The sequence below is a fragment of the Hyunsoonleella flava genome, from assembly GCF_004310325.1.
GTDB classification, from domain to species: Bacteria; Bacteroidota; Bacteroidia; order Flavobacteriales; family Flavobacteriaceae; genus Jejuia; species Jejuia flava.
Window position 1 is genome coordinate 59,778 of record NZ_SIRT01000007.1, and the last position, 13,319, is coordinate 73,096.

Here is a 13,319-nt window from a genome sequence, read left to right on the forward strand (position 1 = left end):
AAGATTTTTTTAAAAGTTAAACGAAAAAAACGTATAACTACTTGGTAATAAGGTAATTTTGATTTGCCCAAATCTATTAATTATGAAACTAAAACTACTTTTCAGTCTGTTTTTGGTATGTTTTGCGTTTAACTTTTGTTTCTCGCAATATTCCGATGTGCAAATAATTGTGGTGTGGGATAATGATGCCTACGAAAATAAACTTGAGGTATATAATACTTCAAACGACTTAATTGCTACCATATGTGATGACAATCAATGCTATGTAACTTCTCAACAAGGACCAACAGGAGATTATGGGTCCAAATATGATTTAGGCTGTGTTGCAAATGGTAATAACTACTACATCAAATTATATGATATAGCAAACGACGGGTGGGATAGTTCCAGTTATGTTTCAGTTTCAGTAGCTGGTACCGAGGTTATAAACAATAACGGTAGCGGCGCAAATACTACAGGGCAAAATATATACTTTAATGTGTCTGGGGGGGATGCTACTTGTAGTGCACAGCCAGATACAGATGGCGACAGTATAATAGACAATTTGGATTATGATGATGATAACGATGGTATTCCAGATTCTATTGAAAACCTGGGAGAAAACAGATTTGAATGTACATTGCCAGAATTGGCATTTGAAAATGGTGTTTATGATGCTGCAGCGAGTTCTGGGCCAATAGATACTGTTGGAGCAGTTTATAGGTTTGGTAATTCCATTCAAGGGTACGATGTATTAATGGAAATTACGGAATTAACGGGTACTTCTATTTCAAACATAGATAATGATACAGTAGACAACCCAACCTATTTACAAACGGAATTAACATTTGCCGCAGCAGCAACTGGAAAACCAGGTGCGACTTTTAGGTTTACAATTGTAGATGCTGGAACCACCACACCATCATCTGAGATTTTTCGAGTTAATGGAATAACCTGGGACTGCGACGGAAGCGGTGGGTTAAAAGAATCAGTGGTTTATCATGATGCGGCTGCTTATGGTATCGATAACCCTTCATCTTTAGAGGTGTTGGATTTAGGTGCAGGAGATATACAGATAAGTGCATCAGGTTTACAAGAAGGACCTGGTTTTTCTACGTTAAGAGTATTAAGAGCTTATTATCAATTTGTTGGTAATTCCTTTACCATGCGCATGCAAGCTATAAAAACAGGAACATATGGCTCAACAAGACAATTTGGTATGTCATTTACACAATGTCAATTTTTAGATTTCAATGCTAATTCTTTAAATATTGTTCGAGGAGAGGATACAGACAATGACGGACTTTTTAATCATTTAGATTTAGATGCAGATGATGATGGTATTCCTGATAATGTTGAAGGGCAACCAACTATTGGCTACATTTTACCTACTGGAACTATTGATCCCGTAACGGGGATAGATTTAGCATATGGAGCTGGAATATATCCAGAAGACACAGATAATGATAAAGTGCCAGATTTTATTGATTTAAACTCTGATAATGACAACTATAATGATATACAGGAAAATGGTATGGCAAATACTACTACTGGTACTGATACAGATAATGATGGATTGGATGATGCATTTGAAACAACAGTTGTTAATGACGTAAATTGGGATGTAAACGAAGATATTGAAGATCCAACAGATTTATCCATTCTACCTGATAACGATGGAGATTTAATGTCTGGAGGAGATTTAGATTATAGAGACTTATTTAGCCCTAACCCACCCCCAATTGCATCTATAGATTTTGACGGTGTTGATGATTATTTATCCAGAGATGCTTTTATTGATGGATTAAGTGCAGTTACCATAATGGCTTGGGTAAAGTCAGATACAGGTAACACAACAGATATGGTCATAGTTGGAGAGGACTCAGGATGTAAACTATGGTTAGAAAATGGAAACACTCCAAAATTTACTGTAAAAACCCAGGGAAATACAGAGGTAACGGTTTCATGTAGTGCTATTAATCTCAATGAGTGGCATCATGTTACAGGGACATATGATAGTTCAACTGGTCTGGTTCAAATTTATGTTGATGGTAAAGCACTTAATTCTGCAAATGTTAGCAATACAGGGGCTGTAATCGAAAATACAGAAAATTCAAATGGTAATTTTGAAGTAGGTAGACTTTCTACGGAGGGTGTTGCCGACCAATTGTATTTCAAAGGTGATATTGATGAGATAAGGGTGTTTGATATAGCACTTGTATCCAGTCAAATCAGTCAAATGGTATATCAAGAAATAGAACAAAGTGGAGGAGTTGTGAGAGGTAAAATGGTTATTAAGCCAATACACGACACCAGTACAAGTAATACCATACCATGGAGCAATTTGATTGCCTATTACCCGATGACTAATATTGTCACTGGAAGAACAGAGGATTATTCAAGCTATGGAAATCTACTCTATATCAATTATATTGAAACAGCTCAGGAGCAAACAGCACCTATGCCTTATTTGGCTTCAAATTCAGGGTCATGGTCTTCTCAGTCTACATGGGCACATGGCGATGTTTGGGATATTGAAGACCAGACAGCCATTAATGAACATGGTATTGTACAAATAGCAAATGACGTTACAGTTGATGAAGACATAACATTTTCAAGTTTACTTGTAGATTCTGGAGCAACTTTAACAATTGCAAGTGACCATTCTATTGAAAATACATGGTATTTAAGTTTAAGCGGCACTATAGATTTATTGGGAGACAGTCAGTTGGTACAGACGGAGACAAGTGATTTGGTGACCTCATCCCAGGGCAAGATATTACGAAGGCAAGAAGGTACGCCTAGTGCCTATTGGTACAACTATTGGTCCTCGCCGATAGGCACCTTGCGTGCCACGAGCTACAGGGACAACAATACCTCTGCCAACAACACAAACAACTCACCGTTCAATATACGCATGCTGAAGGACGAGTCCGGTTTCAACTTTAGCTTTACGCCGTCCTACGGTGCAAGTGGCCGCATCAGCACGTATTGGCTTTACACCTATATAAACGGTATAACTTATTACGACTGGGCGCAGATTACCCAGAACAGTAACATAAGCCCTGGAGTGGGCTACACGCAGAAGGGTACGGACGTACCATTGTCTGAGCAGCAGTACATTTTTGAGGGCAAGCCCAACAACGGGACCATCCTTGTGACCGTTGAGGACCGTGGTGGAGCGGGATCGGTAGCGGGCACGAGCAAGACGGAGTTCCTTTTAGGCAACCCATACCCATCGGCACTGGACGTACATGAGTTTATAGACGATAATGTAGGGGTGATAGACGGCACGTTGCAGCTATGGCAGCAATGGAGCGGTAATTCTCATAATTTGGATGCCTACAATGGCGGTTACGCACAGATAAACAAAACTGGGGCCGTAAGGGCATCACAGTTCATTGGGCTTGAGGGCGCATCTACAGGTGGACTTGAGGGCACCAAGGTGCCAACGCGATATTTACCGGTTGGCCAGGGCTTCATCACGGAGATCATAGCCGATGGCGATGTGGAGTTCAACAACGGACAGCGCATCTTCATCAAGGAATCCGATGCCGATGGCAGTTACAGCAATGGTTCGGTGTTCATGAAGGGCGGCAACAAGAAAGGGAAATCAAATCAATCCAAATCAGAAACTTTAAAAGACAGCATCCAGAAGATACGCTTGGAGTTCAGATCGGTAACTGGCCCGGATACGAAACGGGAGCTACTGCTGGGCTTCAGTAAAGAGACCACGGACGGTTATGACTACGGCTACGATGCGGAGACCCACGATGCGAGCAACAACGACCTTAACCTTTCCATGGAAGGCAAGAACATGAACATACAGGCCTATGGCGAAATAACGGCGGACAAGGTTGTGCCGCTGAACTTCAGGTCATCGGGGGACCACGGGTTTGAGATAGAGATATCGGATATGGAGAACATGCCTGAGGATCAGGAAATTTACCTAAGGGACAACCTCACGGGCGATTACTTCGACCTAAGGAACGGCCAGCCCTATAGTTTTATCTCTGCACAGGGCATGTTCAACGATAGGCTAGAGATCGTGTTCCAGTCGGAATCTACGACACTGGGTACCGATGAGGCAACAGCAAAGGAGAACTATGTGTACTATGACAGGGATGAGAACAGGCTATATGCAAAACAGCTCAATGGGGATGTGACGCGGTTCACCCTGTACAACATCAGGGGGCAGTCCATCATGGAGCTTCAGGATGTGGACGGTACAGCCCTGGGCAACGGACTGGAACTGCCCAACACCACAAGCGGTACATATATTGCAGTGATGAGGATGGACAGTAATGAGGTGATTACTAAAAAATTAGTGAAGAATTAATTAACCCTATATAACCAACTACTGATGAAAAAAGCTAAACAATTTGTTTAGCTTTTTTTTCTTTTAAATAAATCAATTTCGTGATAATTCATTAAATTCGCGAACTTATAAGAATTGCACATAAATGAGCACGAAATTTGCTGAATATAAAGGACTTGACTTACCAAAATTGGCTAGCGACATTCTAACCTATTGGAAAGAAAACAATGTTTTTGAAAAAAGTGTAACCACAAGAGAAGGCAACGAACCTTATGTGTTTTACGAAGGGCCGCCATCCGCAAACGGACTTCCAGGAGTGCACCACGTTTTAGCCCGAGCTATTAAAGATATTTTTCCACGTTATAAAACTATGAAAGGGTACCAAGTAAAGCGAAAAGCTGGTTGGGATACGCACGGTTTGCCTATTGAATTGGGCGTGGAAAAAGAATTAGGCATCAGTAAAGAGGATATCGGCAAAACAATTTCGGTTGAAGATTATAACGCTGCTTGTAGAAAGGCGGTAATGAAATATACCGATGTGTGGAATGATCTTACGGAGAAAATGGGGTATTGGGTAGATATGGACGACCCTTATATCACCTATGAGCCTAAATATATGGAATCGGTTTGGTGGTTGTTAAAACAAATATACGATAAGAAATTGTTGTATAAAGGCTATACCATTCAACCGTATTCACCAAAAGCAGGAACAGGTTTAAGTTCCCACGAGTTGAATCAACCTGGAACATATCAAGATGTAACTGACACCACGGTAGTAGCTCAATTTAAAGCAAAACCAGATTCGCTTCCAGAATTTTTACAAAATGAAGGTGATATTCACTTTTTAGCTTGGACCACTACACCCTGGACTTTACCTAGTAACACTGCCTTAACTGTCGGTCCTAAAATTGATTATGTTTTAGTTGAAACTTACAACCAATACACTTTTGAGCCGATTAATGTGATTTTGGCGAAAAAATTAGTGAACTATCAATTTTCAGGAAAATTCAATAAGGTTGAAGAAAAATCAGAATTATTAAACTATACATCTGGAGATAAAAAAATTCCGTTTTTCGTAGTTAAAGAATTTCTGGGTAAAGATTTAGTCGGTATAACTTATGAACAATTGTTGCCCTATGCACTTCCAAATGATAATCCTGAAAATGCATTTAGAGTCATTTCTGGGGATTTCGTAACTACTGAAGATGGGACAGGAATTGTGCATACAGCGCCTACTTTTGGTGCAGATGATGCCTTGGTGGCAAAACAAGCTACTCCTGAGGTGCCACCAATGTTAGTGAAGGATGATAATGGAAATTTAGTGCCACTTGTAGATTTACAAGGGCGTTTTAGGCCAGAATTAAAAGAACTTGCAGGCAAGTATGTAAAGAATGAATATTACACTGATGGTGAAGCACCTGAAAAATCAGTTGATGTTGAGCTTGCAATCAAATTAAAAACAGAAAACAAAGCCTTCAAGGTTGAAAAATATAAGCACAGTTACCCTAACTGTTGGCGTACTGATAAACCTATTTTGTATTATCCATTAGATTCTTGGTTTATCAAAGTAACCGATGTTAAAGATCGTATGCACGAATTAAACCAGACCATCAACTGGAAACCAAAAAGTACAGGAGAAGGACGTTTTGGTAATTGGCTAGCCAACGCAAACGATTGGAATTTATCACGTTCGCGTTACTGGGGAATTCCACTACCAATTTGGAGAACCGAAGATGGTAAAGAAGAATTATGCGTAGGTTCTGTAGAAGAATTAAAATCAGAAATGGCTAAAGCAGTGGAAGCTGGAGTCCTAGAAAAAGATATTTTTGATGATTTTGAAGTAGGAAACAATGCTGAAGACAACTATGCGAAGTTAGATTTACATAAGAATATTGTTGATGAGATTACATTAGTTTCTCCGTCAGGACAACCTATGAAACGCGAAAGCGATTTAATTGATGTTTGGTTCGATTCTGGTTCTATGCCTTACGCACAATGGCATTATCCTTTTGAAAATAAAGAATTTATAGATGATGGTGTTACATTCCCAGCAAATTTTATTGCGGAAGGTGTTGATCAAACACGCGGATGGTTCTACACGTTACATGCTATAGGAACTATGGTATTCGATTCTATTGCATATAGAAATGTAGTATCTAACGGATTGGTATTGGATAAGAACGGACAAAAAATGTCCAAACGTTTAGGAAATGCTGTAGACCCATTTGAAACATTAAGTACTTACGGTGCGGATGCTACACGTTGGTACATGATTAGTAATGCTAATCCTTGGGATAATTTAAAGTTTGATTTGGATGGTGTAGAAGAAGTAAAACGTAAATTTTTCGGTACACTTTATAATACGTATTCGTTCTTCAGTTTATATACCAATTTAGATAAATTTAGTTATGCTGAAGCTGATATTCCTTTAGAAGAACGTCCAGAATTAGACCGTTGGATTCTATCTGAATTACATACCTTAATTCAGAAAGTAGATGCCTATTATGCAGATTATGAGCCTACAAAAGCTGCAAGGGCAATTTCAGACTTTACACAAGATTATTTAAGTAATTGGTATGTGCGATTAAGTAGAAGGCGTTTTTGGAAAGGCGATTACCAAACAGATAAAATTTCAGCGTATCAAACCTTGTATACTTGTATGATCACGATTGCGAAATTAGGCGCGCCAATTGCACCGTTCTTTATGGATAGGTTGTATTTGGATTTAAATACGGTTACCAAAAAAGAGGATTTTGAGAGTGTACATTTGGCAAACTTCCCTGTATATGACGCATCTTATGTTGATAAAAGTTTAGAGCGCAAAATGGAAGCGGCGCAAACAATATCTTCCTTAGTATTATCGTTGAGAGCTAAAGAGAAGATTAAAGTGCGCCAACCGCTGCAAAAAATAATGATTCCAATTGATAGTAATCAGCAAAGGGAAGAGATTTTGGCGGTATCAAATCTAATAAAGCACGAAGTTAATGTGAAGGAAATTGAGCTGTTGGAAGATGCTTCTGATATTTTGGTCAAAAAAATAAAACCAAATTTTAAAGTGCTTGGGCCTCGTTTTGGAAAGGATATGAAAGCTATTGCAGGTGTAGTAATGAACTTTTCATCTGAAGATATTAACAAAATCGAGCAAAATGGAAATTTTGACGTTGAAATAAACGGAAAAAACATTACTTTAGAACGCAATGATGTTGAGATTACCTCTCAGGATATTGAAGGATGGCTGGTAGCAAATGAAGGTAGCCTTACCGTAGCTTTGGATGTAACTATTACAGATGAGTTAAGGAAAGAAGGAATTGCAAGAGAGCTGGTAAACCGTATTCAAAATTTAAGAAAAGATTCTGGGTTTGAAGTAACCGACAGAATTGATGTAAAATTACAAAAGGACGAGCAGATTAAACAAGCTGTAGACTCCAATATAGAATATATAAAAACCGAAACATTAACCGAAGAACTTGAAATTATTGACCAAATAAATAATGGTATCGAAATTGCTTTTGATGATGTAAATACCAAACTATTTATTACAAAACATTAACATTATGGCTTCAAATACAAACGTTAGATATTCTGATAGTGAATTGGCAGAATTCAAAAAATTGATTCAAGAAAAAATTGAAAAAGCACAACATGATTTAGAATTGATTAAAAGTGCTTACATGAACGACCACAACAACGGTACCGATGACACATCACCCACGTTCAAGGCATTTGATGAAGGCAGTGCTGTGATGAGTAAAGAATCTAACTCGCAATTGGCTATTCGTCAAGAAAAATTTATTCGCGATCTAAAAAATGCTTTAATAAGAATAGAGAATAAAACCTATGGAGTGTGTCGCGTTACAGGCAAACTAATCAATAAAAAAAGATTAGAATTAGTACCGCATGCTACCTTAAGTATTGAGGCTAAGAATATGCAGAAGTAGTCTGATTCAACGATAAAATCAAAGACGTCTCGCTTTTTAAAACGAGACGTTTCTTTTTTAATAAAATGTCTCTTAAAAAATCCATTATTTTAATCATCATCATTTTACTTATCGACCAGATAAGTAAAGTGTATGTAAAAACGCATTTCGCACTTCATGATAGTGTTGAAGTATTAAGTTGGTTTAAAATCTATTTCATTGAAAACGAAGGGATGGCTTGGGGAACTCGTATTAGTGATATTTTACCTTTTATGTCTGATAGAACTGCAAAAACGTTTTTAACCTTATTTCGTGTGTTTGCTATCGTTGGGATAGGGTATTGGTTATATAGTGCTACCAAAAAGAGAAGTTCTAGAGTTTTGATAATTGCAGTAGCCCTAATTTTTGCAGGCGCCATGGGTAACATTATAGATTCAGTATTTTATGGTATTTTTTTTAATGATAGTATCGGACAAATTGCAACCTTTTTACCTGAAGAAGGCGGTTATGATACCTTGCTACACGGTAAAGTAGTTGATATGCTTTACTTCCCTATGTATAAAGGCTACTTGCCTGAGTGGATACCAAAATACGGAGGTAAATTCTTTACTTTTTTTGAACCTGTTTTTAATATTGCAGATATGGCAATAAGTACAGGGTTTATTATGTTGATTGTGTTTAATAAGCGGGCTTTTTCTAATAAGGATTAGAATTGATAGAATTTATTTGGTGATACACAATAATCCAACCCAACATCATCCACAAAAACATCACTAATCTCATCTTCAGCTTCAAAAAAGGACAAACCAATTTTGATTGTTTCAGGTTTACATTGGCTTAAAAATTTGTCATAAAACCCTTTGCCGTAACCAACACGGTTACCATGTTTATCAAACGCTAAAAGAGGAATAAAAACTACTTCAATTTTATCATTGGAGATTTCAATACCCTCAACGGGCTCAGGAATATTGTAGTTATTCTTTTTGATAACCGTATTATCAGTCAAGAGAAAATGAGTCATTTCTCGGGTTTTAAAATCACTTTTCGAAACAAGAATATTTTTGTCTTTTCCTGATAGAATATTCAAAATAAAGTCGGTGTTGATTTCCTTTTGTTCTTCAATGGATAAGAAAATATGATAGAATGAATAGTCCCAAATGGGTAACTTTAAAAACTGATTCGCAATAGCAATACTGTAATCTTCAATCTGTTCATCCGTAAGCTTGTTCCGTAGTGCTTTATATCTTTTACGAAGTTCTTTTTTTAGCATCTTTGATTATGATTTAACTTCAGTAGAAATATGAAATAGGGCATCGCCTTGATATACTATAGGTAGCTCATTCACATTAATTACATAACCAGAATTTTGGGCTCTTACAAAAAAGTTGAACTTACCATAAGGGTCGGTAATATTACCTATAATTTCTTCTTTTTCAACTTTTGAACCCACGGGTACTGAAGCTTTGAACATGCCAGAATATTTAGCGCGTTGCCATTTACTTTTAGTAATAAACACACATTTCTTTTTAGGTTTGGAGGATTTAAAAACCGTTTTTAGCATGCCCAGATGTTTCAAAATACGTTTTGAGCCGTTAACACCTGAATTGGTTACGACATCATCAATATGAAATGATTTTCCACCTTCAAAAAGCAATAAATCCTTACCGAGTTTTGTACATGATGTTCTAAAGGATTTTGTTAAATTTTTGGAATATAGTACGAAAGGGGCTCCAAAAACTTCGGCTAGTTTGTCAAGGTTTTTTTGGTCTCTTGTATAACGTAATTGTGGCGCATTAAACCGCCCTGAGCCTCCCGTGTGAAAATCAATAATTAAATCGGCATGAGGCACGACCTCTTTTATAAGTTTATTTGCAACACGACTAGCCAGAGAGCCTCCAGTGCTTCCAGGAAATACTCGATTTAAGTCGCGGCCATCAGGAAACTCGCGCTTCAAATTGATAAAGCCAAAAATATTAATCACTGGCATACAAATTATTGTACCACACTTCGGTTGGTTGATGCCTTTAGCAATCAGTTGCCTTATAATTTCAACACCGTTTACTTCATCACCATGGATACCTGCGGTAAACAAAACGGTAGGGCCTTCTTTTTTTGATCGACTAATAATTACGGGAACATCTATGGGGGATGCCGTATGCAGGTTAGCAACATCAAAATTTACTTCTTTAGTCTCTCCAGGGTGTACTTCAGTACCTAGAATGATAAGGGGTTTCTTTTCAGCAGTCATTCAAATTAAACTTTAATGTCTATTTCTTTCAATATAGGTTATGATACTTCTTGCAATGTTTTTTCCTGTGGCGCCTTCAATACCTTCTAATCCAGGTGTGGAATTGACTTCTAAAAGTAGCGGCCCTCGATTAGATTGTAGCATGTCAACCCCGCAAACAGGCAGTTTTAATGCACGTGAAGCTTTCATTGCTACCTTTATTTCAGCTTCTGTAAGTCGGACAATTTCTGCAGAACCGCCACGATGTAAGTTAGACCGAAATTCGCCTTCCTTTCCTTGGCGTTTCATGGCACCAACAACATGTCCATCTACAACTAAAGCCCTTAAATCTGCGCCTTTGGCTTCTCCAATATATTCTTGAACCAAGGCTCGAGCCTGCAAACCATTAAACGCTTCCAAAACAGATTCTGCAGCATTTCTAGTTTCAGCTAAAACTACGCCTAAGCCCTGTGTGCCTTCCAAAAGCTTTATAATTACTGGTGTGCCACCAACATGCGATAGTACTTTTTCAACATCACGGGAATAGTTCGTAAAAACGGTTTTTGGCATACCGATACCTGCCTTAGACAGTCTTTGGAAACTACGCAGTTTATCACGCGAACGAATAATGGCATCAGATGTTACCGAAGTAAACACATTCATCATTTCAAACTGGCGTACCACAGCGCATCCAAAAAAAGTAACCGACGCCCCAATTCTTGGGATAATGGCATCAACATAATCTAAATACCGATCCTTGTAAAATATAGTGGGCTTTTCTTTTTCGATAATAATATCGCACTTCAATGGGTCAATCACTTCCATTTGATGTCCACGATGTTCGCCCTCTTCCACGAGTCGGTTGGTAGAGTACAAATTTGAGTTTCTTGAGAGGATAACTATGTTCATAAAAGCACTTAAAGTGTCTTAAGTTAAAAGTTTTTTCAAGTTAATTGGGGATAACTTTAAGCGTTTTAGCACACTTAAAACTCTAGGCACTTGCATTCTATGTGCAATATAACAAAAACAGTAAGGAATTTTTTAGGTTTTCTCTATTTAATATACCTTTACGGTAATGGATACCCCGGACTTAGAGATACAGCTAAAAACCCTACCAAATCAACCTGGAGTTTATCAGTATTATGATAAAGATGATACACTCATTTACGTTGGTAAAGCCAAAAATTTAAAAAAACGGGTAAGTTCTTACTTTACTAAGAATCATGAATATGGCAAGACTAGGGTTCTGGTTAAAAAGATTGTTAGAATTAAGCATATAGTTGTAGAGACTGAAACAGATGCATTACTTCTTGAAAATAACCTGATAAAAAAGTACCAACCGCGTTATAATGTGATGTTGAAAGACGACAAATCCTACCCATGGATTTGTATTAAAAATGAACGTTTTCCAAGAGTGTTTTCCACGCGACGCGTATTTAAAGATGGTAGCGAATATTTTGGACCCTACACTAGTATGAAAACGGTTAGAACCCTGCTAGATTTGATAAAGGGCTTGTATTCATTACGAACTTGCAATTACAATTTAAGCAAGGAAAAAGTAGAGGCAGGGAAATACAAAGTGTGTTTAGAATATCATTTGGGAAATTGCAAAGGGCCTTGTGAAGGCTTGGAAACCGAGGAAGAATATCATAATAATATCAAGACCATAAAGGAAATTATTAAAGGGAACTTCAAGGATTCTTTATCGCAGTTTCGGGTTCAGATGAAAGCACTTGCTGAAAATATGCAGTTTGAGGAAGCACAAAAAATAAAGGAGAAAATTGAGGTTTTAGAGAATTATCAAGCCAAATCCACCATTGTAAACCCAAAAATCAGCAATGTGGATGTGTTCTCAATTATGAGTGATGAAAGTTATGGTTATGTTAACTTTTTACAACTGTCCTATGGTTCTATCATTCGTTCGCATACCTTAGAAGTGAAGAAAAAGCTGGATGAAACCGATAAAGCACTTTTAGAATTGGCAATAACGGAAATTCGTCAACGCTTCAACTCCAATTCAAAAGAAATTTACGTGCCTTTTAAAGTGGATTTGGGTGAGGATGTGAAGGTAACCGTACCTAAATTGGGTGATAAAAAACATATTGTGGATTTGTCCTTAAGAAACGCTAAGTATTACAGGATGGAGCGTTTTAAACAGATGAAAATTGTAGATCCAGATCGACATGCCAATCGTATTATGGCACAAATGAAAGCGGATTTACGTTTAAGTGAAGAGCCACGGCATATTGAGTGTTTTGATAACTCCAACATACAAGGAACACACCCAGTTGCGGCATGCGTAGTATTTAAAAACGGAAAACCAAGTAAAAAGGATTACCGTCATTTTAACATAAAAACGGTGGAAGGACCGGACGATTTTGCTACTATGGAAGAAGTAGTGCATCGGCGTTATAAGCGTTTGCTGGAAGAAGACCAGCCTTTACCGCAGTTAATTATTATTGATGGAGGTAAAGGGCAGTTGTCATCAGCACTAAAAAGTTTAGATGTTTTAGGATTGAGAGGTAAAATTGCCATTATCGGCATTGCAAAACGTTTGGAAGAATTATTTTATCCAAATGACCCAATTCCACTATATTTAGATAAGAAAAGCGAGACGCTAAAGATCATTCAGCAATTAAGAAATGAAGCACATCGTTTTGGAATTGAGCACCACCGCAACAAGCGCAGTAAAAGTGCGTTAAATACAGAGTTGGAAACCATTCCAGGAATTGGCGAAAAAACAGTTGTGGAGTTGTTAAAGTATTTTAAATCGGCAAAACGAGTGGCGCATGCAAAGTTAGATGAATTGGAGGGTGTTGTTGGGGTGTCTAGGGCTGAAAAGGTTTATAATTATTATCATGGGAAGTGAGTTTGGTTT

General features: G+C 37.7%; 8 protein-coding genes. 5 read left to right on the plus strand and 3 right to left on the minus strand.

Going from position 1 to position 13,319, the window contains the following annotated elements; all coding sequences use genetic code 11:
* Positions 1–82: 82 nt before the first annotated feature.
* From EYD45_RS09580 to EYD45_RS09595, 4 genes are all read left to right on the plus strand, one after another.
* A complete protein-coding gene (locus EYD45_RS09580) occupies positions 83–4,318 on the plus strand; it encodes a LamG domain-containing protein (RefSeq protein ID WP_130964326.1) in 4,236 nt (1,411 codons plus the stop codon).
* 124 nt (positions 4,319–4,442) lie between these two features.
* The gene (gene ileS, locus EYD45_RS09585) at positions 4,443–7,847 is read left to right on the plus strand and encodes an isoleucine--tRNA ligase (RefSeq protein WP_130964327.1); all 3,405 of its coding nucleotides are present in this window, start codon (positions 4,443–4,445) and stop codon (positions 7,845–7,847) included.
* Between the two features lie 4 nt (positions 7,848–7,851).
* Positions 7,852–8,235 (plus strand): TraR/DksA family transcriptional regulator, encoded by a 384-nt coding sequence (locus EYD45_RS09590; protein ID WP_130964328.1) that lies wholly within the window; start codon positions 7,852–7,854, stop codon positions 8,233–8,235.
* Between the two features lie 65 nt (positions 8,236–8,300).
* Complete coding sequence (locus EYD45_RS09595) at positions 8,301–8,924, plus strand: lipoprotein signal peptidase (protein WP_130964329.1); 624 nt, start codon at positions 8,301–8,303, stop codon at positions 8,922–8,924.
* On the opposite strand, the gene EYD45_RS09600 is transcribed toward EYD45_RS09595, so the two are convergent.
* The 3 genes from EYD45_RS09600 to rimK are packed head-to-tail and all read right to left on the minus strand — an operon-like array spanning position 8,921 to position 11,350.
* Complete coding sequence (locus EYD45_RS09600; RefSeq protein WP_130964330.1) at positions 8,921–9,484, minus strand: 5-formyltetrahydrofolate cyclo-ligase; 564 nt, start codon at positions 9,482–9,484, stop codon at positions 8,921–8,923. The genes EYD45_RS09595 and EYD45_RS09600 overlap by 4 nt on opposite strands.
* Before the next feature lie 6 nt (positions 9,485–9,490).
* Positions 9,491–10,462, minus strand: a complete 972-nt coding sequence (locus tag EYD45_RS09605) for a succinylglutamate desuccinylase/aspartoacylase family protein (RefSeq protein ID WP_130964331.1) — start codon at positions 10,460–10,462, stop codon at positions 9,491–9,493.
* 12 nt (positions 10,463–10,474) lie between these two features.
* A complete protein-coding gene (gene rimK / locus EYD45_RS09610) occupies positions 10,475–11,350 on the minus strand; it encodes a 30S ribosomal protein S6--L-glutamate ligase (RefSeq protein ID WP_130964332.1) in 876 nt (291 codons plus the stop codon).
* A gap of 166 nt (positions 11,351–11,516) precedes the next feature.
* On the opposite strand from rimK, the gene uvrC reads away from it, so the two are divergent.
* Entirely contained in the window at positions 11,517–13,310 is a 1,794-nt protein-coding gene (uvrC, locus tag EYD45_RS09615) for an excinuclease ABC subunit UvrC (RefSeq protein ID WP_130964333.1), read from the plus strand.
* The last annotated feature ends 9 nt before the right edge of the window (positions 13,311–13,319 follow it).